15 protein-coding genes are annotated in these 20426 nt (G+C 73.6%); 9 read left to right on the top strand and 6 right to left on the bottom strand.

Translation table 11 applies throughout. The features are described from left to right. The first annotated feature begins 335 nt into the window (after positions 1-335). Positions 336-1802: a GGDEF domain-containing protein gene (locus tag IEZ06_RS33630; protein ID WP_189240708.1), complete on the top strand. Its 1467-nt coding sequence runs from the start codon at positions 336-338 to the stop codon at positions 1800-1802. Positions 1803-1899: 97 nt separating this feature from the next. Here IEZ06_RS33630 and IEZ06_RS33625 read toward each other — a convergent pair whose 3' ends face one another. Continuing rightward, positions 1900-2523 (bottom strand): TetR family transcriptional regulator C-terminal domain-containing protein, encoded by a 624-nt coding sequence (locus IEZ06_RS33625; RefSeq protein ID WP_189240707.1) that lies wholly within the window; start codon positions 2521-2523, stop codon positions 1900-1902. 65 nt (positions 2524-2588) lie between these two features. Here IEZ06_RS33625 and ureA point away from each other — a divergent pair, with 65 nt between their 5' ends. From ureA to IEZ06_RS33605, 4 genes are all read left to right on the top strand, one after another. Beyond that, the gene (gene ureA / locus IEZ06_RS33620; RefSeq protein ID WP_189240706.1) at positions 2589-3290 is read left to right on the top strand and encodes an urease subunit gamma; all 702 of its coding nucleotides are present in this window, start codon (positions 2589-2591) and stop codon (positions 3288-3290) included. Next, positions 3287-5020 carry an urease subunit alpha gene (locus IEZ06_RS33615; protein WP_189240705.1) on the top strand — a complete coding sequence of 578 codons (1734 nt, stop codon included), beginning with the start codon at positions 3287-3289 and terminating at the stop codon, positions 5018-5020. The genes ureA and IEZ06_RS33615 overlap by 4 nt, the downstream gene beginning before the upstream one ends. A gap of 65 nt (positions 5021-5085) precedes the next feature. Continuing rightward, the gene (locus IEZ06_RS33610; protein WP_189240704.1) at positions 5086-6081 is read left to right on the top strand and encodes an agmatine deiminase family protein; all 996 of its coding nucleotides are present in this window, start codon (positions 5086-5088) and stop codon (positions 6079-6081) included. Between the two features lie 319 nt (positions 6082-6400). Then, entirely contained in the window at positions 6401-8275 is a 1875-nt protein-coding gene (locus tag IEZ06_RS33605) for a tetratricopeptide repeat protein (protein ID WP_229799063.1), read from the top strand. Here the strand turns inward: IEZ06_RS33605 and IEZ06_RS33600 are convergent. From IEZ06_RS33600 to IEZ06_RS33590, 3 genes are read right to left on the bottom strand one after another with little or no spacing between them, the layout of a single operon-like run. After that, positions 8256-9317, bottom strand: coding sequence for a phosphotransferase enzyme family protein (locus tag IEZ06_RS33600; RefSeq protein WP_229799062.1), 1062 nt, complete (start codon positions 9315-9317; stop codon positions 8256-8258). The genes IEZ06_RS33605 and IEZ06_RS33600 overlap by 20 nt on opposite strands. A gap of 32 nt (positions 9318-9349) precedes the next feature. Next, a complete protein-coding gene (locus IEZ06_RS33595) occupies positions 9350-10006 on the bottom strand; it encodes a response regulator transcription factor (protein ID WP_189240702.1) in 657 nt (218 codons plus the stop codon). Then, positions 9997-11244 carry a sensor histidine kinase gene (locus tag IEZ06_RS33590; protein WP_189240701.1) on the bottom strand — a complete coding sequence of 416 codons (1248 nt, stop codon included), beginning with the start codon at positions 11242-11244 and terminating at the stop codon, positions 9997-9999. Before IEZ06_RS33590 ends, IEZ06_RS33595 begins: the two co-directional genes overlap by 10 nt. 182 nt (positions 11245-11426) lie before the next feature. On the opposite strand from IEZ06_RS33590, the gene IEZ06_RS33585 reads away from it, so the two are divergent. Genes IEZ06_RS33585 through IEZ06_RS33575 form a run of 3 tightly spaced genes read left to right on the top strand, consistent with a single transcriptional unit; the run spans position 11427 to position 15885 of the window. After that, positions 11427-12749 carry an acyltransferase family protein gene (locus tag IEZ06_RS33585; RefSeq protein WP_189240700.1) on the top strand — a complete coding sequence of 441 codons (1323 nt, stop codon included), beginning with the start codon at positions 11427-11429 and terminating at the stop codon, positions 12747-12749. A 58-nt stretch (positions 12750-12807) separates the two neighbouring features. Beyond that, entirely contained in the window at positions 12808-15303 is a 2496-nt protein-coding gene (locus tag IEZ06_RS33580; RefSeq protein WP_189240699.1) for a DEAD/DEAH box helicase, read from the top strand. Positions 15304-15360: 57 nt separating this feature from the next. Beyond that, positions 15361-15885 carry a DUF2087 domain-containing protein gene (locus IEZ06_RS33575; protein ID WP_189240698.1) on the top strand — a complete coding sequence of 175 codons (525 nt, stop codon included), beginning with the start codon at positions 15361-15363 and terminating at the stop codon, positions 15883-15885. A 141-nt stretch (positions 15886-16026) separates the two neighbouring features. Here the strand turns inward: IEZ06_RS33575 and IEZ06_RS33570 are convergent, their stop codons facing one another. Next, positions 16027-17004 carry a TAXI family TRAP transporter solute-binding subunit gene (locus tag IEZ06_RS33570; RefSeq protein ID WP_203871739.1) on the bottom strand — a complete coding sequence of 326 codons (978 nt, stop codon included), beginning with the start codon at positions 17002-17004 and terminating at the stop codon, positions 16027-16029. Positions 17005-17461: 457 nt separating this feature from the next. Here IEZ06_RS33570 and iscB point away from each other — a divergent pair, with 457 nt between their 5' ends. Further along, positions 17462-18826: an RNA-guided endonuclease IscB gene (gene iscB / locus IEZ06_RS33565; RefSeq protein WP_189240709.1), complete on the top strand. Its 1365-nt coding sequence runs from the start codon at positions 17462-17464 to the stop codon at positions 18824-18826. 249 nt (positions 18827-19075) lie between these two features. On the opposite strand, the gene dusB is transcribed toward iscB, so the two are convergent. Further along, complete coding sequence (gene dusB, locus IEZ06_RS33560; RefSeq protein WP_189240697.1) at positions 19076-20200, bottom strand: tRNA dihydrouridine synthase DusB; 1125 nt, start codon at positions 20198-20200, stop codon at positions 19076-19078. Between the last annotated feature and the right edge of the window lie 226 nt (positions 20201-20426).

Below are 20426 nucleotides of genomic sequence, written 5' to 3'. Positions count from 1 at the left end.
GCGGGAGAGCGCTTCCCTGACACGGAAGAGGTCACAGGTTCAATCCCTGTATCGTCCACCAGCACGGCGGGTCCCGGCCTCATCGGCCGGGCCCGCCTTTTCGGTCTCCGCGCTCCCGGTGGTGCGGGCTTTCGACGGTCCGCGCGGTCACCGCAGGCTCCGTGGTCCGGCCCTCCCGACCCGTAGGTTCCGCGGTCCGGCCCTCCCGATCCGTAGGTTCCGCGGTCCGGCCCTCCCGACCCGATGGTCCGGCGGCTCCGGTGTGATCCCCGTCTCTCCGGCGGCGCGGGCCCTGGGTTGCCTCAGCCTCGCGTCCGGTCTGCCGATAGAGCGGCGTGGACGGTTCCCGGGCTTGGCGGGTCTTCCTCCTCGGCGGCCTGGTCGCCCTGGGGGTGTACGTGCTGCTCCCGTACGGGCCCTTCCGCGACGCGTTCTACGCATCCGTCGGACTGTCCGGGGCGGCGGCGTCGTTCCTGGTGGCCGCCCGCCTGCGCGGCACGGTCGGCCTGGCCTGGGCGCTGATGGGCCTGGGGCTGGTCGGCACCGCCACCGGCGACCTCATGTGGCTCTACTACGACCACATCGCCGGGGTGGACCCCTTCCCCTCGCCCGCCGACATCGCCTACCTGCTGCAGTACCCCTTCGTCACGGCCGCCCTGCTGCTGCTCGCCCGGCACCGGCGGACCCCCGGCGACCGGGGGGCCCTGCTGGACAGCGCCATCGTCACCGCCGGCCTCCTCCTGCCCTACTGGGTCCTCCTGATCGACCCGAACATCGGCGGCCACGAATCCACCTTCGACCAGCTGGTCGCCCTGGCCTATCCGCTCGCCGACGTGGTGCTGCTCGCCGGGCTCGTCCGCCTGCTGTCCGTCTCGGGCGCGCGGACGCCGTCCTTCCGGCTGCTCACCCTGGCGATGATGTCCCTCCTCACCGGGGACGTGATCTTCATCTCCACCGAGGGGGCGGAGGTCTTCGGCCTGCCCCTCGGGGACACGCCCTTCCTGATGTCGTACGTGCTGTGGGGCACCGCGGCGCTGCATCCCTCCGCACGGGACCTGCTGAGCACCGCCTCGGACGGCGTGCCGTTCTTCACCACGCGCCGGCTGCTCACGCTGATGGCCGTCGTCCTGCTGGCCCCCGGCACCATGGCCGCGCAGCTCGTCTCCGGGTTCGAGCTGAGCGCCTGGCCCGTGACCATCACCTCCGCGGTGCTCTTCGTGCTGGTGGTGGCCCGGATGTCGGACCTGCTGCACCGCCTGCAGGACCAGGCCCGGATGCTCGACGAGGTCGCGCGCACCGACACGCTCACCGGACTGCCCAACCGGCGCACCCTCGACGCCCAGCTGGCCCGGGAGTACACGCGCGCCGAGCGGGACGGCACGCCGCTGTGCCTGGCGATGGTCGACCTCGACCGGTTCAAGCTGTTCAACGACACCCACGGGCACCAGGCCGGGGACCTGCTGCTCGCCGGCGCCGCCACGGCCTGGAGTCTCGTGCTGGGCGGGCAGGACATGCTGGCCCGCTACGGCGGGGAGGAGTTCGTGCTCGTCATGCCCGGCCGGGAGCCGGCGGACGCGGAGGCGCTGCTCGCCGCCATGCGCGCGGCCACCCCGCAGGGGCAGACCTTCTCGGCCGGGCTCGCGCTCTGGGACGGCCGGGAACGCCCGTCCGACCTGCTGCACCGCGCCGACCTGGCCCTGTACGCCGCCAAGGAGGCCGGGCGCGACCGGGTGGTGCGGGCGAGCCGGCCGGCGCCGCCGACCGGCTCGCGCCCAGGTCCCCCGTCCCCGGCGAGGACGTGACGCCCGGCCCCGCCGGCCCCCTCCGTCCCGCCCGGCGGCGCCCCGCGCCTCCGTCCGCCGGCTCCGCACCGCGGGGACCTCCGGGCCTCCGCCGTCCTCAGGGTTCGAGTTCCCGCAGGGCCGCCCGCACGGCCTGCTCGCGCGCCCAGGCCGCGTCCCGGCCCGGCAGGCCGAGGAGGACGTCGTACGCGAGGCCGTCCATGACGCGGCACGTGCGCAGGGCGTGCTCCCCGGTGTCGTCCACCGGACGGAACACCCCCCGCCCGATGCCCCGGGCCACGATCCCGGCCAGCTCCCCGGCCCAGGCCCCGGTGAAGGAGGCGATCCGGGCCAGCGTCTCCTCGTCCCGCGGCGGCCGGGCGACGACCTGCGCCCACAGCCTCCACCGCACGTCTCCGGGGCCCGTGGGGAGGTACAGCTCCACCAGGCGGACCAGCGCCCGGCGCGGGTCGGCGACGGCCGCGAGTTCGGCGGTGCGGCGTTCGGCCAGCTCGTCCTCGCTGAGCAGGAGCGTCGAGACCAGGATCCGGTCGCGCCTGCCGAAGTAGTACATGACGTGGCCGCTGCTCATGCCCGCGCGCTCGGCGATGTCGCGCACCCGCACCCGCTCGGGCCCCACCTCGTCGATCGCCAGCAGCGCGGCCCGCAGCACGTGGGCCCGCACGTCGGGACGCTCCGGCCGGGTGAGGGACGCCGCCGCAGGTCCGGGCTTCGCAGTCATGAGCACCACCGTACCGGTTTAGAATCCTGATCTAAGTTTGAACACTGTTCCAGAAAGGGTGCGCCGTGCGGCTGACACCGACCGAGCGGGACCGGCTGCTGCTGTTCACCGCCGCCGAGCTGGCCCGGGCCAGAAGGGCGCGGGGGCTGCGGCTGAACGTGCCGGAGGCCACCGCGCTGATCGCGGACGCGGTCTGCGAGGCCGCCCGGGACGGGGCCCGGCTGGCCGAGGCGGTCGAGGCGGGCCGGGCGGTGCTCGGACCGGACGACGTGCTGCCCGGCGTGGCCGACATCGTCACCGAGGTGATGGTCGAGGCGGTCTTCGACGACGGCACCCGCCTGGCCGTGGTGGGCGACCCGATCGGAGGCGGCTCCCTGGGCCCCGGCGCGCCCGGCGCGGTGACCGCCGCGGCCCGGGAGGACGCGGGCCCGGCGGGCCCGGCGGTTCCGGACGGGGTGGAGGTGGACGTCCTCAACACGGCGGCGGTGCCGATCAGCGTCACCTCGCACTTCCACTTCTTCGAGGTCAACCCGCGGCTCCGGTTCGACCGGGGCGCCGCCTACGGGCGCAGGCTGGCCGTCCCCGCGGGCTCTGCGGTCCGCTTCGGCCCGGGCGAGAGCCGTACCGTGCGGCTGGTCCCCATCGGCGGCGCCCGCGTCGCGGTCGGGTTCGCCGGGCTGGTGGACGGCCCGCTGGACGCGTCCGGGGCGTTCGAACGGGCCATGGACAAGGCACGGGCCTGCGGTTACCTGGGGAGCGGCGAATGAGCGAGCGGATCGGCGGCGCAGGCGGCGCAGGCGGCGCAGGCCATGTGAGCGTGTACGGCCCGCGCAGGGGCGACCGGGTCCGGCTCGGCGACACGGGTCTGGTGGTCGAGGTCGAGCACGACTCGCAGCTGCCCGGAGAGGAGTTCCTCGCCGGGTTCGGCAAGACCGCCCGGGACGGCCTGCACCTGAAGGCCGCCTCGGTCCGGGAGACCTGCGACCTGGTGATCTCCAACGTGCTGGTCCTGGACCCCTTCCTCGGGGTGCGGACCGCGTCGATCGGCGTCCGCGAGGGCCGCATCCACGCCGTCGGCCGGGCCGGGAACCCCGATACGCTGGACGGCGTGGACGTGGTGGTCGGCACCGGGACCACGATCGTGTCCGGCGAGGGGCTGATCGCCACGGCCGGCGCGATCGACACGCACGTGCACCTGCTCAGCCCGCGCATCATGGAGGCCTCGCTCGCCTCCGGCGTGACCACGATCATCGGTCAGGAGTTCGGGCCGGTCTGGGGCGTCGGGGTCAACTCGCCGTGGGCGCTGCGGCACGCGTTCAACGCCTTCGACGCCTGGCCGGTGAACATCGGCTTCCTGGCCCGCGGGTCCTCCTCGCATCCGGCGCCGCTGGTGGAGGCGCTGGCCGAGGGCGGCGCGAGCGGCTTCAAGGTGCACGAGGACATGGGGGCGCACACCCGGGCGCTGGACACCGCGCTGCGGGTGGCCGAGGAGTACGACGTGCAGGTGGCGCTGCACACCGACGGCCTCAACGAGTGCCTGTCGGTCGAGGACACGCTCGCCGTGCTGGACGGCCGGACGATCCACGCCTTCCACATCGAGGGCTGCGGCGGCGGCCACGTGCCGGACGTGCTCCGGCTGGCCGGGGTGGCCAACGTCATCGGCTCCTCCACCAACCCGACGCTGCCCTTCGGCCGGGACGCGGTCGCCGAGCACCACGGGATGATCGTCTCGGTGCACGGCCTCAAGCCGGAGCTGCCCGGCGACGCCGCCCTGGCCCGGGACCGGATCCGGGCGGGCACCATGGGCGCCGAGGACGTGCTGCACGACCTCGGCGTCATCGGCATCACCTCCTCCGACGCCCAGGGCATGGGACGCGCGGGCGAGACGGTGCGCCGGACGTTCGCCATGGCCGGGAAGATGAAGGGCGAGCCGGGGACGGGGCCGGAGGCGGGGCTGGACACCGGGCTGGACACGGGCGGGCGCAACGACAACGAGCGGGTCCTGCGCTACCTGGCCAAGCTGACGGTCAACCCTGCGATCGCGCACGGGCTGGCCCACGAGGTCGGATCCCTGGAACCGGGCAAGCTGGCCGACATCGTGCTGTGGCGGCCCGACCACTTCGGCGCCAAGCCGCAGCTCGTGCTGAAGGCCGGCTTCCCCGCCTACGGGGTGACCGGCGACCCGAACGCCTCCACCGACGCCTGCGAACCTCTGGTGCTGGGCCCGCAGTTCGGCGCGCACGGGGCCACCGCCGCGGACCTGTCGGTGGCCTTCGTCAGCGGGGCCGCCGCCGGAGCGGGCGGGGACCGGATGACCACCCGCCGCCGCCGCGTGGGCGTGCGCGGCACCCGGGGCATCGGCCCGGCGGATCTGGTCCGCAACTCCCGGCTCGGCGCGGTCCGGGTGGACGCGCTGGGCCGGGTCACCCTCGACGGCGAGGAGGTCCGGTCCTCCCCCGCCGACACGGTCTCCCTCAGCCGCCTGTACTTCCTCTGACCCCACCCACCCCCGCTCTCCCCGCCCCCGCCCCCGGGAGCGGCCGATCCCCCAGGAGCCGGCACATGTTCTCCATGCCACCGGAGTGGCACCCGCACACCCGCACCTGGATGTCCTGGCCGGTCTCCGGCTACGCCCTGGCGGACCCGGAGGCGTCCTACCGGGCCTGGTCGGACGTGGCCAACGCCGTCGTGCGCCACGAGCCGGTCACCATGGTCGTCGACCCGAGCGAGCGCGGGTCCGCCGCCCGGTGGCTGGACCCCCGGGTCGAGGTTGTGGAGCAGCCGCTCGACGACTGCTGGATGCGCGACAACGGCCCCACCTTCCTGATCGACGGGCGAGGCGGCCTGGCCGGGGTGGACTGGACCTTCAACGGCTGGGGGTGGAACGCCCACGCCAAGGACGACCTGGTGGCCCGGGCGGTCCTGGAGCGGGCCGGGGCGCGGCGCTTCCGCTCCGAGCTCGTCAACGAGGGCGGCGGCATCCACGTCGACGGCGAGGGGACGGTGATCGCCACCGAGACCGTGCAGCTCGGCGAGGCGCGCAACCCCGGCTGGACCAGGCAGGAGGTGGAGGCCGAGCTCCGCGCCCGGCTGGGGGTGGAGAAGGTGATCTGGCTGCCCCGCGGCCTGACCGCCGACTACGGTCCGTACGGCACCAGCGGGCACGTGGACCTGCTGGCCTCCTTCGCCCGGCCCGGCCTGGTGCTCTGCCACGTCCAGCCCGACCCGTCCCACCCCGACCACGAGGTCACCCGGGAGAACCTCGCGATCCTGCGGGCCTCGACCGACGCCAGGGGGCGCGCCCTGGAGGTGGTCGAGCTCCTCGCACCGGAGACGCAGGAGGCCGGCGGACAGCTCGTCGACTACTCCTACGTCAACCACTACCTGGCCAACGGGCTGGCCCTGCTCTGCTCGTTCGGCGACCCCCGGGACGCCCCGACCGCCGAGCTCTTCGCCCGGCTCTTCCCGGGGCGGTCGATCGAATCGGTGGACGCCCGGGACATCTTCGCCCTGGGCGGCGGCATCCACTGCATCACCCAGCAGCAGCCCGCGCCATGAGGAGTCGCCGCGTTATGCGTCCAGCGAATGTCCGCATCCGGCCATTCTCATAATAGATCTTGTCAGTGAGGGTTAATGGTGCGAATACTTGCGATTTGTTCTTATTGGCGAGGAAGGCACGTGATGAAAAAGGTCATCGTTCACAAGCCCGGTACGGTCGCGCTCAGCGGGGCCGCCAGCCCCAAGCACGTCGGCTGAACCGGAACCGCAGAGCCGGCGTCCAGGGATGGGCGCCGGTCCGCCGAGGAGAATGAGGAGATCGGTGAGTCGGGGACCCCTCGCCCCGGGAGAAGCCTCGGAAGAAGCGCCCCTTCCTCCTTTGCTCCTGCCCCTCGTGGACGCCGACCGGCGCCTGCGCGGGCCGTACACCGCCGCGGGCGCGATCGTCGCCGCCCTGCTGCCGGAGGCCCGGCCGGAGCTCGTCGCCCGCTACGACGTCGAACTGCGCGCCGTCGCCCCCGACCTGCACGACCGCATCCCCGCCCGGCGCCGGTCCAGGGCGGACGCCCTGCCCCGGGCGGAGCGGATCCTGGTCCACGCGCCGCGCCGGACGCTGCGCATCGCCAACGGTGTCGCCGAGTTCCTCCGCGCCTGTCTGGAGGCCCGTCCGGAGGAGCGGCGGGAGCCGGCCGGGCCCCGCAGGCTCGTCGTCACCGGCACCGCCGAGGCCGACCCCACCGATCTGGAACTGCTGGCGGTGCTGCGCCGCCGCGTCCCGGCCGAGCTGCTCGCCGTGGAGCTCCGGGAGCAGGCCGCGGCACTGCCCGAACTCGAGCCCGAGGAGCACGACAAGCGCGCCGACGAGCTGGAGCGGCAGGGCTCCGTCGGCGCGCGCCTCGGCGCGGTCCCGTACCACCGCGAGCGCGGCACCGACCCCCGCCTGGCCGTGGAGGCGCTGCGCTTCGCGGTGCAGTGGTGCCTGGACGCCGGATGCCACGACGCCGTCGCGGAGCTGGGCCCGCGCGGTCTGGCGCTGACCGATCCGGAGGGCGACCCGGAGACCTGGTGGCGGTTCCTGCACAGCACCGCGACCGCGCTCGGCTCGCTGCGCCGCGAGGACGAGGCCGTGGCCCTGTTCGACCTGGCCCGGAGGGAGAGCGTCTCCCCCGTCACGCACGCGGCGGCCGCCTACTCCACCGGCATGCTGAAGGTCCGCCACCACGACCCCGCCCGGCGCGACCCGGAGGCGGCACTGGCCTGGGTGAACCAGGCGATCGCCATCTCGACGCTGCTGCCGGACCCGCGTGAGCGGGCGTTCAAGCTGGGCTTCGACCTCAACGGCCGGGCCCTGGTCGAGGTACGGCTCGGCCGCCCCGCCAAAGCGCTGGAGCTGGTCCAGCAGGCCGTGGAGCTGGCCGACCGGGAGCTGGGCCCGGACGGGCACCCGATCCACCGGCTGGTGCTGCTGGCCAACCGGGCGCAGCTGACCGTCATGCTGGGCCGCCCGGAGGCGGCGCTGGAGGACCTGGACGCTGCCATAGCCGCGGATCCCGGCTATCCCGACTACTACATCGACCGGGGCAACCTGCTGCACCGGCTCGGCCGGCTGGACGCGGCGGTCGCCGACTACGAGACGGCCATGCGGGCGGGCCCGCCCTTCCCCGAGCCGTACTACAACCGGGCCGAGATCCGCTTCTCCACCGGCGACCACGCCGGGGCGCTCGCCGACCTGGACCACGCCCTGGAGCTCGACCCGGAGTTCGTGGACGCCCTGGCCAACCGGGCCGGCCTGCTGGCCGCGCTCGGCGAGTACGGCAAGGCGCGCGCGGACGCCGAGGCCGGGCTCGCCCTGGACCCGGACAACCCCTACCTGCTGTGCGCGCTGGGCCAGGTGGAGATGGCCGAGGGGCGGCACGCCCCGGCGCGGGCGGCGTTCGACCGCGCGCTGGAACGCTCCCCCGGGCTCTCGGCCGCCTGGGCCAACCGGGGGGTGCTGGCCTTCGAGACCGGGGACCCGGAGGGCGCGGTCGCCGACTTCACCCGCGCCCTGGAACCGGGCGCCGATCCGGCGCTGCTGTTCAACCGGGCGCTGGCGCTGCGCGCGGCGGGGCGCGAGCGGGAGGCGGCGGCCGACCTGGCCAGGGCGCTGGAGCTGGCCCCGGACGACGAGGACGTCCGGCGCGAGCTGGCCGGTCTCGGCGGCGTCACCGGAGCCGCCGGGGACTCCGGCGGCCTCAGCGGGCGGGCCGGGTGAACTCCCCCGCCAGATAGCGCTCGGCCAGCTCGCAGGTGCCGCGGGTGTAGCCCGCACCGAGCCCGGCCGCGGTCTCCACCCCGGCGTGGCTGCCGATCCAGGCGACCAGCAGCAGGCGGCGGAACATGACGAACGTCCAGACCTCGGCCTCGTCCTCGGCGGGCAGGCCGAGCACGGTCCGGTAGCCCCGCAGCCAGGCGTCGATCATCGCCGGGACCTCGGGGCGGTGCTCGATGAAGCTGAGCGCCGCGGCCAGGTCGTAGAGGTACCAGCCGAAGCCGCAGTCGTCGAAGTCGATGACGCTGGGCGGCCCGTCGCCGGCCACCAGCAGGTTGGCCAGCCGCAGGTCGGCGTGGATCAGGCCGTAGCGGCCGGCGTCCCGGCCGAAGCGGCGCAGCCGCCCGCGCAGCTCCTCCGCCAGCCGGCCCAGTACGGCCAGCGCCTCGGGGTCCATGCCGGGCCCGTCCTGCCAGCGCCCCCACCGGGACTCCTGTCCCAGCGCGGCGTCGTGGTCCCAGTGGAAGCGGGTGAAGGCGGCCGGGCGGCGCCAGGACCGCGCGTGCCGGTGCATCCGCGCGGTGGTCGCGCCGAGCCGCTCGAAGCCCTCGACCAGGCGGTCCTGCGGAGGCTCGGTCCCCGGCAGGAACTCGAACAGGACGCACTCGCGCGGCGGCTCCCCCGGGACGGTCAGCACCCGGGAGCCGTCCGGCGCGCGGAGCACCTCCGGCGTCCTGACCCCGGCCTCCTCGCGGAGCGCCTCCAGCCAGGCCAGCTCGGAGCGGATCGCGGCGGCGGAGTGGTAGCCGAGCCGGTGCACCCGCAGCACGGCCCGGAACCCGGTCCGCGGGTCGTCGACCCGGAAGGTGGCGTTCTCCGACACGTTGATCAGGGTGACCTCGGCGCCGGGCAGCCCGTACAGGCGCGCCGCCGTCCGGGCGGTCGCGTGCACGCGCTCCAGCACGCCGCCGCCGGCGGACAGGTCGTGGGCGCGCACCGCCCCCCGCCCGTCCGGGCGCCCGGCCTCCCGTCCGCCGGCGCGCACCGCCCCCCGGGTCCCGCCGGGCCCGGCCCCCGTCACCGGCCCGACGAGCGGAGGTAGGCGAGCACCGCGAGCACCCGGCGGTGCTGGTCGCTGTCCTCGACGTGCAGACCGAGCTTGGCGAAGATGCTGCGGACGTGCTTCTCCACCGCGCCGTCGCTCACCACGAGCTGGCGGCCGATGGCCGGGTTGGACCTGCCCTCGGCCATCAGGCCGAGCACCTCCCGCTCGCGCGGGGTGAGGGAGGCCAGCGGGTCGTCGCGGCGGCGCCGTACCATCAGCTGGGCCACCACCTGCGGATCGAAGACCGTGCCGCCGGAGGCGACCGAGCGCAGGCCCCCCATGAAGTCGTCGACGTCCACGACCCGGTCCTTGAGCAGATATCCCACCGCGCCGCGCGCGTCGGCGAGCAGGTCGTCGGCGTAGGAGACCTCGACGTACTGCGAGAGGATCAGCACCGGGGCCCCCGGCACCCGCCGCCGCGCCTCGACCGCGGCCCGCAGCCCCTCGTCGGTGAAGCTCGGCGGCATCCGCACGTCCACCACCGAGACGTCCGGCCGGTGCTCGGCGACGGCCTCCACGAGGCCCCCGCCGTCCCCCACCGCCGCCACCACCTCGCAACCGAACTCCTCCAGCAGCCTGATCAGGCCCTCCCTGATCAGGACAGCGTCGTCGGCCACGACTACCCGCACGGCACCTCCGCCACGATCACCGTCGGCCCGCCCACCGGTGAGTCCACCGCCAGCTCGCCGTCCACCGCCCTGAGGCGGTCGGCGAGCCCGGACAGGCCATGTCCCTTGGCGACGTGCGCGCCGCCGACCCCATCATCCCCGATCGTCAGCATCAGGACGCCACCGGTCTTGCTCAGGGTGACCGTGCAGACGGTGGCGTGGCTGTGCTTGGCGATGTTGGTCAGGGACTCGGCGACCACGAAGTAGATCGTGTTCTCCACCGCGGCGGCGAAGCGCCCCTCCACCTGGATGTCCAGGTCGACGGGGACCGTGCACCGGCCGGCGAGCGCGGCCAGCGCCGGGGCCAGGCCGCGGTCGGTCAGGACCGGCGGGGCGATGCCGCGCGAGAGCGCGCGCAGCTCGTCCAGGGTCTCGCGGGTGGAGCTGATGGCCTCGGACAGCATCTGCTCGACCGCCTGGGGGTCCCGCTTGAGCTGGCGCTGGGCCCGGGACAGGTCCATGGCCAGGGAGACCAGGCGCTGCTGCGGCCCGTCGTGGATGTCGCGCTCCAGCTTGCGCAGCGCGTTGGCCTCGGCCGAGACCGCCGCGGCCCGGCCCTCGGCCAGGTCGTCGATGCGCTCCTGCAGCTCCGCGACCCCGGTGAGCATGGCCCGGCCGAGCCCGGCCTGGACCAGCGCCGCCCCGCGGAGCACGACCGGGAGCGTGATCGCGAACACCGCGCCGATCGCGGTGTTGAGCATCACCTCGGCCAGGGCGCTGTCGCCGAAGCCGAGCAGTTCCGCCAGCCCGTGGTTGTCCGGGATGCTCGCGATGATCCACCCGTAGATCGGGGCGGTCAGCCCGAGGACCGTCCCTGCCCACCAGGTCACCGCGAGGCAGAACGTCACGACGGCGACCGGGAAGCTCACGATCGCGTGCAGCAGGTCCAGCCACGACTGCCCGCTGGTCAGCGGGTTGGCCATGCGGCGGAACCAGCCGGCGGTCTCGGGCGCGCGGCGGTAGCGCGGCCGGGCGACCGGGTGGCCGAGCACCTGGGGCAGCGAGCGGCGCTCGATGTCGGCGAAACCCCGGGCGAGCATCAGCGTGGCCGCCAGGACCGGCACGCCGATCCAGACGACGGTCGTCCCGAGTCCGGCGGCGAAACCGGTCAGCGCCAGGCAGAAGGCGATCACGGAGAGGGGGAAGCCGGTGAGCAGGTAGCGGCTGTCGATGCCGACGCGGCGCAGGAGGGATCTCATGGGGGAAACGCTACGAGTCCCGGGCGGCGCGATCGACCCGGTGTGCAGGCGTCCCGGGGTAGGGCCATCCCTACCCCGGATGGTGGGGCCGGGCGCGGAAAAGAGGGCGGGAGCCGTCACTGCGCCGCCGGGGGGTTCGCGGAAGTCTCGGAGCACCGCCCCCTGACGAATCGAGACGCCCGGTGACCGCCGTCCTGACCCGCCCCGCACCCCCTCCCACGCCCCTCGCCGCCGCTCCCGCGTCCGCGCCGCCCGGCCGGGACCTGTTCATCGACGTCCTGCGCCTGTTCGGCACCGCCCTGGTGGTGCTGCAGCACTGGAGCATGCCGGTGCTCTCCCTCGCCGGTGACCGGATCACCACCGGGAACGCACTGGCCACCGGGAACGCCTGGGTGATCACCTGGATCAGCCAGGTGATGCCCCTGGTGTTCTTCGCCGGGGGCGCGGCGGGTGCGATCAGCCACCGCGCCGCGCTCCGGCGCGGCGGCGGCTCGCCCGCCTGGCTCGCCGCGCGGCTGCGCCGCCTGGCCTGGCCGGTGCTGCCGCTCGCGGCGGTCTGGCTGCCCCTGCCCCACCTGCTGCTCGCCCTCGGCCTGCCGTCCCAGCCGGTGGTCACGGCCTCGCGCCTGGCCGGTCAGCTGCTGTGGTTCCTGGCCGTCTACCTCGTCGCGGTGGCGGCGACGCCGCTGATGCTCCGGCTCGGCGCGGCGTACGGCCCGCGCGTGCCGGCGGCTCTGGCGGCGGGGGCCGTGGTGGTCGACGTGCTGCGGTTCGCCTGCGGCCTGGAGGCGGCGGGCTGGGCGAACATCGCCCTGGTCTGGCTCGCGGTGCACCAGCTCGGCTTCCTGTACGCCGACGGCCGCCTGGACCTCCCCCGGACCCGGTTGTGGACCATGGCCGCGGCGGGGTACGGCCTGGCCGCGCTCCTGGTGGCCTTCGGCCCCTACCCGGGCAGCATGATCGGCCTGCCGGGAGCCGCGGTCTCCAACATGGCGCCGCCCACGGTGGCGCTGCTGGCGGTGGGGATCGGGCAGATCGGGCTGGCGCTCGCCCTGCGCGGGCAGATCGCCTCCTTCGCCCGGTGGCCGGTGGTCGCGCGGGCGCTGGGCTGGGCCGGTCCGCGCATGATGACCGTCTACCTGTGGCACATGAGCGCGCTGTTCTGCGTCACCGCGGTGGTCGTGGTGGGGCTGGGGATCCCCACCCCGGAGCCGGGCACCTCCGCCTGGCTGGCCGGGTGGCCGCACTGGCTGGCCGCGCTCTCCCTGGTCCTGTGGCCGCTGCTACGCGGACTGTCCCGCTTCGAGGAGCCCCCGGCGGCGCCGCCGTACCGCGGGGGGACCGCCCGGATCGCCGCGGCGCTCGCGCTGGCCGGCGCGGGACTGCTCGTTCTGACCGTGTCCGGCTTCGCCCCCGGGCCGTGGCCGGTGCTCGGCTCCGGCCTCCTGCTGGCCGGGCTGCTGCTCACCCGTTCGGCGAGATTTCGCAGGATCCGCGGGAATTGACCCCATCTCTACTGCCCCGGTGGTTCGACCACCGCCCGTTCTTCGGCAGGATGGGAGGGTGAGCCTTGTAGATCGCCTGCCCGAAGAGATCGACGCCGACCCCGACGCCATCTTCGACGCCTTCGTCGAGTGGAACACCGAGCGGGGGCTCACCCTCTATCCGGCCCAGGAGGAGGCCCTGATCGAGGTGGTGTCGGGCAACAACCTGATCCTGGCCACCCCGACGGGCTCGGGCAAGAGCCTGGTGGCGGCGGGGGCGCACTTCACCGCGCTCACCCGCGACGTGCGCACCTTCTACACCGCGCCGATCAAGGCGCTGGTGTCGGAGAAGTTCTTCGACCTGTGCGAGCTCTTCGGCACCGAGAACGTCGGCATGATGACCGGCGACGCGAGCGTGAACCCCGGCGCGCCGATCATCTGCTGCACCGCGGAGATCCTCGCCAACGTCGCGCTGCGCGACGGCGCGGCGGCCGACATCGGCCAGGTCGTGATGGACGAGTTCCACTTCTACGCCGAGCCGGACCGCGGCTGGGCCTGGCAGGTGCCGCTGCTGGAACTGCCGAACGTGCAGTTCGTCCTGATGTCGGCGACCCTCGGCGACGTGAGCATGTTCGAGGAGGACCTGACCCGGCGCACCGGCCGGCCCACCTCGGTGGTCAAGCACGCCGAGCGCCCGGTCCCGCTGGTCTACTCCTACCGGATGACCCCGCTGCACGAGACGCTGGAGGAGATGCTCTCCACCAACCAGTACCCGGTCTACGTGGTGCACTTCACCCAGGCCTCCGCCATGGAGCGGGCGCAGTCCCTGATGAGCATCAACATGTGCAGCAAGGCCGAGAAGGAGGCCATCTCCGCGCTGATCGGCCACTTCCGCTTCACCACCAGCTTCGGCCGCGCCCTGTCCCGGCTGGTACGGCACGGCATCGGCGTGCACCACGCCGGCATGCTGCCGAAGTACCGCCGCCTGGTGGAGCGGCTGGCCCAGGCCGGCCTGCTGAAGGTCATCTGCGGCACCGACACCCTCGGCGTCGGCGTGAACGTGCCGATCCGCACCGTGCTGTTCACCGCGCTCAGCAAGTACGACGGCAGCAAGGTCCGGCGGCTGCGCGCCCGCGAGTTCCACCAGATCGCCGGGCGGGCCGGACGGGCGGGTTTCGACACCATCGGCTACGTCGCCTGCCAGGCCCCCGAATACGTCATCGAGAACGAGAAGGCCCTGGCCAAGATCGGCGACGACCCCAAGCGGCGGCGCGGCTACGCCCGCAAGAAGCCGCCGGAGGGCTTCGTCGGCTGGAGCGAGGAGACCTTCGCCAAGCTCCAGGAGGCCGAGCCCGAGCCGCTGGCCTCCCGTTTCAAGGTCAGCAACGCCATGCTGCTGGCGGTCATCAACCGGCCCGGCGACTGCTTCGCCGCGATGAAGCACCTGCTCACCGACAACCACGAGGACCGCAAGTGGCAGCGGCGGCACATCAGCCAGGCCATCGCGATCTACCGCTCGCTGCTGGCCGGCGGCGTGGTGGAGCAGCTGGACGAGCCCGACGAGCAGGGCCGCCGGGCGCGCCTCACCATCGACCTGCAGGAGGACTTCGCGCTCAACCAGGCGCTGTCGACGTTCGCCCTGGCCGCCTTCGAGCTGCTCGACCGCGAGTCGCCCGTCTACGCCCTCGACATGGTCTCGATCGTGGAGTCCATCCTCGACGACCCGCGCCAGATCCTGTCCGCCCAGCTGAAGAGGGCCCGGGGCGAGGCCGTGGCGGAGATGAAGGCCGACGGGATCGAGTACGAGGAGCGGATGGAGCTCCTGGCCGAGATCACCCACCCGATGCCCCTGGCCGACCTGCTGCTGGGCGCCTACGAGACCTACCGGCGCGGCCACCCGTGGGTGGGTGACTACACGGTCAGTCCCAAGAGCGTCATCCGCGACATGTACGAGCAGGCGATGACCTTCACCGAGTACGTCGCCCACTACGAGCTGACCCGCTCCGAGGGCAGCGTGCTGCGCTACCTGGCCGACGCCTACCGCACGCTGTCGCGGACCATCCCCGAGCACCTGAAGACCGAGGACCTGGTCGACCTGATCGAGTGGCTCGGCGAGCTGGTCCGCCAGGTCGACTCCAGCCTGATCGACGAGTGGGAGAAACTGTCCAACCCGTCCCTGCAGCCCGAGGCCGAGCAGGAGATCGAGGCCAAGCCCCGCCCGGTCACCGGCAACCCGCGCGCCTTCCGGGTGCTGGTCCGCAACGCGATGTTCCGCCTGGTGGAGCTGGTCGCGCTGGAGAAGGAGGAGGAGCTCGCCGAGCTCGCCCCGGACGTCGACTGGCCCGCCGCCCTGGACGCCTACTACGACGACCACGAGGAGGTCGGCACCGGCCCGGACGCCCGCGGCCCCGCCCTGCTCCGCATCGAGGAGGAGAAGGAGCTCTGGAAGGTCCGGCAGGTCATCGCCGACCCGGCGGGCGACGGCGACTGGGGCATCGACGCCCAGGTCGACCTGGCCGCCTCCGACGAGGAGGGCCGGGCGGTGCTCCACGTCATCGGGCTCAACCGCCTCTGACCGCGGCACCGCTCCGGCCGTGCGCTACCGGCCCGCGGGAGCCGTGAAAATAGGGGCATGAGCGATGAGGCGATCAGGCAGGTGCTCGGCCTGCTCTACCAGGACGACACGCTGCGGGTGCTGTCGGCGCTGGCGCTGGAGCGCGCGCCCGAGGAGTCGGGGCTGGAGCGGGACGCGATGCTGCTGGCCCTGGACCGGCTGAAACGCGGCGGGCTGGCCGTACACGACCACGAGGGGGTGTGGCGGCTGCGGCGGGAGCGCTTCCGCGAGCTGCTGCACGCCGCGGCCCCGCCGCCCGAGCCGGTCTCTCCCGAGGAGAAGGTGCTGCGCGCCTTCCTCGTGGAGGGGCGGCTGCGGGCCATCCCCACCAAGCGCGACAAGCAGCTCGTCGTGCTGAACTACGTGGCCCAGGTCTTCGAACCCGGCGTGCGCTACTCGGAGAAGGACGTCAACGTGGTCCTGCGCGCCTTCCACGACGACCACGCGGCGCTGCGCCGCTACCTGGTCGACGAGGGCCTGCTGACCCGGGAGAACAACGTCTACTGGCGCAGCGGGGGCACGGTCGACGTCGTCGGCGCGTGACGCCGGGCGGCCGGCCCACCGCTGCGCCCGGCGGCTCGGGCGGCCCGCGGCCACGGCGTCCCGGGCCGCCCGTGCTCCGTTCACCGGCGTTCCCGTCCGGCCCGCCCGCGGCGCTCCCGCCACGGGCGGGCCGACGCGGGATCACCGGCCGTAGTACTTCTTCGCGCCGTCGTGGAGCGGGACCGGTCCGGTCTCCGGCGCCTTCTCCCGGGTGATGCCCCTGGCCGACGGGTGCACCTTCTCCAGATCGGCCTTGCGGTCGAAGAGCAGCCGGGTCAGGCTCTCGGCGAGGGCCGGGTCCATCCTCTCGTTCACCACCAGCAGGTTCGGCACCACGATCGTGGGCACGTCGGCGGGGGTGCCGTAGACGTCCCTGCCGATGGCGCCCTGCGCGTACACCGGTCCGTGCTCGGCCTGCATCCTCGGCAGGGAGGCGTCCAGCGGGACGAAGGCGACCTCGTCCTTGAGGCTGGTGAACAGGTCGGTGATGCCCGGCGTGGGCAGGCCGCCGGACCAGACCAGCGCGTCCAGCGTGCCGTCCTTGATGCCCTGCACGCTCTCCGGCAGGCCCAGGGACTGCCGGGTGACGTCCTCGTCGGGGTCGAGGCCCGCCGCCTCGAGCAGCCGCAGCGCGATGACCTCGGTGCCGGAGTTGGGCGAGCCGGTGGAGACCCGCTTGCCCTTCAGGTCCGCGACGGACTTCACGCCCGCGTCGGCGGCGGCGACCACCTGGGTGGAGTTGTCGTACAGCCGGGCGATCGCGCGGATCGGCTGGGGCCCGGTGAACGCCCCCTTGCCGGCCACCGCGTCGGCCGCGGAGTCGGCCAGGGTGAAGGCGATGTCGGAGTCGCCCCGCACGACGCGCTGGATGTTCTCCACCGACGCGCCGGTCGCCTCGGCCGTCGCCTGGTAGCCGGGCACGTGCCTGCCGATCTGGTCGGCCAGCCCGCCGCCGAGGACGTAGTAGACGCCGGTGGTGTTGCCGGTGGCGATCGCCAGCGCGGCCACGGCCGAGGCGAGCACGATCTCCCCCACCGGGGCCTGCACCAGCAGCGCCGACCCGCCGGGGTCAGCACGAAGGCGAAGGGCACCAGGAAGGCAGGCAGCGTGTACTTCCACGTGGCCAGCATCATCCGGTAGGCGTCGCCCCAGGTGATCGCCGAGGCCGCGAAGGCTGACAGCGCCGCCGGCGGGCTGACCTCCAAGAGCACGGCGTAGTAGAAGGTCAAGGACCCCGGCCTGAAGGCCGGGGCTTGAGGTACGGCACCGCTGCTACCTCAAGCCCGCGTTGACCAGCCCCAGCCATCAGCGAGTGGAGGTGCGAAAGATGGCTACGTCCGATGTACGACGGCAGACCCACCGGCGGGTGCTTCCTCAGCCCGCTGCTCTGGAATCCACGGGAGCAGACACCCCGGGTCGGGACGAAACGGCCCGTGGAGACACGATCGGCGACGATTGCGTACCGGGCATCGGACCTGGGCGAGGGGAGACCCGCGTGCGGCGCACCCGCGTGCGCGGGCGTCACCCCGAGGCGGCTGCGGCCGCCGAGGGAGAGCGGGGCGGTAACGCCCCATCCGTGTTCGTGCTCGACAAGCACGGCGAGCCGCTGATGCCGTGCCCTCCGGCCCGTGCCCGAAAGCTGCTCTCTTCCGGTCGGGCAGTGGTTCACCGGCACACGCCGTTCGTCATCCGTCTTAAGGACCGTACGGTGGCCGAGTCGGTCGTGCCGGGGGTGGAAGCCGGGATCGATCCGGGCAGCCGCCACACCGGCCTCAGTCTGTTCACCGCGACCTCCGAAGGCGTCCGGCGAGGCCTGTTCGCCCTGCAACTCGACCATCGGGGCGGAAAGATCCGCGACCGACTGGCCGCCCGGGCGGCCTACCGACGCGGGCGCCGGTCGCGGAACCTGCGCTACCGCGCCCCGCGCTTCCATAACCGGACCCGCCCGGACGGGTGGCTGGCGCCGTCGCTGCGCCACCGCCTCGACGGCACGCTCTCGTGGGTGACCCGATTGTCCCGGTGGGCGCCCGTCCGGGCGCTACATGTGGAGCGGGTGGCGTTCGACACCTTCGCCCTATCGGCGGGCAGGCCGCTGGCGGGGGTGGAGTACCAGCAGGGCACCCTGCATGGTTATGAGGTCCGCGCGTACCTGCTGGAAAAGTGGAACCGTACGTGCGCCTACTGCGGTGCGCAGAACATACCGCTGAACATCGACCACATCCAACCCCGCGCCCGGGGCGGCTCCGACCGGATCAGCAACCTCACCCTGGCATGCGTGCCGTGCAACCAGGCCAAGGACGCTCGCCCGGTTGAGGAGTTCCTGAAACGCGACCCGAAACGCCTGGCCCGCCTCCTCGCCCAGGCCAAGGCGCCGCTACGGGACGCCGCCGCCGTCAACACCACCCGGCAGGCGCTGGGGCGGACTCTGACCGGCATCGGCGTGCCCGTCCACGCCGCCTCCGGCGGGCGCACCAAGTGGAACCGCTCACGCACCGGAGCGCCCAAGTCCCACACCCTGGATGCCTTGCACGTCGGCGCACTGAAGACCGTCACCGCCTGGCCCGCCACCGTCCTGGTGACCACCGCGACCGGACGCGGCACCTACGCCCGCACCCGGACCGACTCCTATGGCTTTCCCCGCCTCACGCTGCCCCGAATCAAGCAGGTCCGCGGGTTCACCACCGGGGATCTGGTGCGCGCCGTGGTCCCGTCCGGGAAGAAGGTCGGCACGCACACCGGCCGGGTCGCGGTCCGCACCACCGGCAACTTCAACATCCGCACCGCCCGCGGCCTGGTGCAGGGCATCGGCCACCGGCACGTGCGGCTGTTGCAACGCGCCGACGGCTACGGTTACACCACCGCAGAGGAGGCCACCGTGACCGGCCGTTCCGCGTTTCCTCCCCGGCCTGAAGACCGGGGTCTCCATGCTGGAGGCAAGTGATGAGGTCCTGAGGTGATGACCGTGCCGTCGTCTCCGTCAACCGCCGCTCCCGCGCGTGAGCCGCCTGCCATTGACCGCACGGTATACATACGGCTGACGCGGGCCGATCAGATCCGGATCACATTACGATCACACCGCCGGAACGTTCCTGGTCGCTTCCCGTCACCGTGGAAGACCGCTGGATCCGGATCGGCCCCGGACGGACCGGAGTCCGCGTCGAGCGCGTTCCACGGCCGGGACGGAACCGGGTCAGCCGCCCGAGGTGTCCAGCTCGGCGTCCGCGCAGGGCGCCGCCAGGTCGTACGGGTCGTCGAGCCAGCCCGCGGGCAGGTGCACGCGGTCGCGGGCGTGGGTCTTGCCGCGCGGCGCGTCCGCCACCTCACCGGGCCAGGGCTGGGCGGGGTCGAGCTCGGCCAGCCCCTCGCACAGCCCGGCGAGGGTCTCCGAGGTGGCCAGGCGGCGGCGCAGGTCGGAGCCGACGGTGAAGCCCTTGAGGTACCAGCCGACGTGCTTGCGGAAGTCGGCCACGGCGTGCGGCTCGCTGCCGAAGCACTCCGCCAGGAGCGTGGCGTGCCGCTGCATGGCCGCGGCGACCTCCCCCAGCCGGGGCCTGGCCCGCTCGCCGCTCCCCGCGCACATGGCGGCCAGATCGGCGAAGAGCCACGGCCGGCCCAGGCACCCCCGGCCCACCACGACGCCGTCGCAGCCGGTCTCCGCCATCATCCGCCGCGCGTCGTCGGCGCTCCAGACGTCGCCGTTGCCGAGCACCGGGATCTCGGTCACCGCCTCCTTGAGCCGGGCGATCGCCTCCCAGTCGGCGGTCCCGCCGTAGTGCTGGACCGCGGTGCGGGCGTGCAGCGCGACGGCCGCGACGCCCTCCTCCACCGCGATCCGGCCGGCGTCCAGGTAGGTGAGGTGGTCGTCGTCGATGCCCTTGCGCATCTTCATCGTCACCGGGAGCGTGCCGGCGTTGCGCACGGCCTCCCGCAGGATCGCGCGGAGCAGGTTGCGCTTGTACGGCAGGGCGGAGCCTCCGCCGCGCCGGGTCACCTTGGGCACCGGGCAGCCGAAGTTGAGGTCCACGTGGTCGGCCAGGTCCTCTTCGGCGACCATGCGGACGGCCCGGCCGACGGTCACCGGGTCGACCCCGTAGAGCTGGAGGCTCCGGGGCCGCTCGTCCGGCTCGAACCGGATCATCTTGAGCGTCTTGACGTTCCGCTCCACCAGCGCCCGCGTCGTGATCATCTCGCAGACGAACAGTCCGCCGCCCTGCTCGCGGCAGAGCGTGCGGAACGCGGCGTTGGTGATCCCGGCCATGGGCGCCAGCACGACCGGCGGCCACACCTCCAGCGAGCCCAGCTTCAACGACTCCACCTCGTGTTTCTACCGCACGCGGCCGGATCGGACGAACCGGTCACCACCCCGGCTCCGCCGTCCACGGCCCGGCACGCACCGGCCGAGGTGACGCGCGGTTACGCAATCACCCGGAAAACCCGCTAGAGTTCTCTCGTCGCCACGGGCCGAAACGCCCGGTGGAGGCACGCGGAAGTGGCTCAGTGGTAGAGCATCACCTTGCCAAGGTGAGGGTCGCGGGTTCGAA

The organism is Planomonospora antibiotica (assembly GCF_014647955.1).
Lineage (GTDB): Bacteria > Actinomycetota > Actinomycetes > Streptosporangiales > Streptosporangiaceae > Planomonospora > Planomonospora parontospora.
The sequence above is the reverse complement of the archived record's forward strand: the minus strand, read 5'-3'. Positions and strand labels throughout refer to the sequence as shown.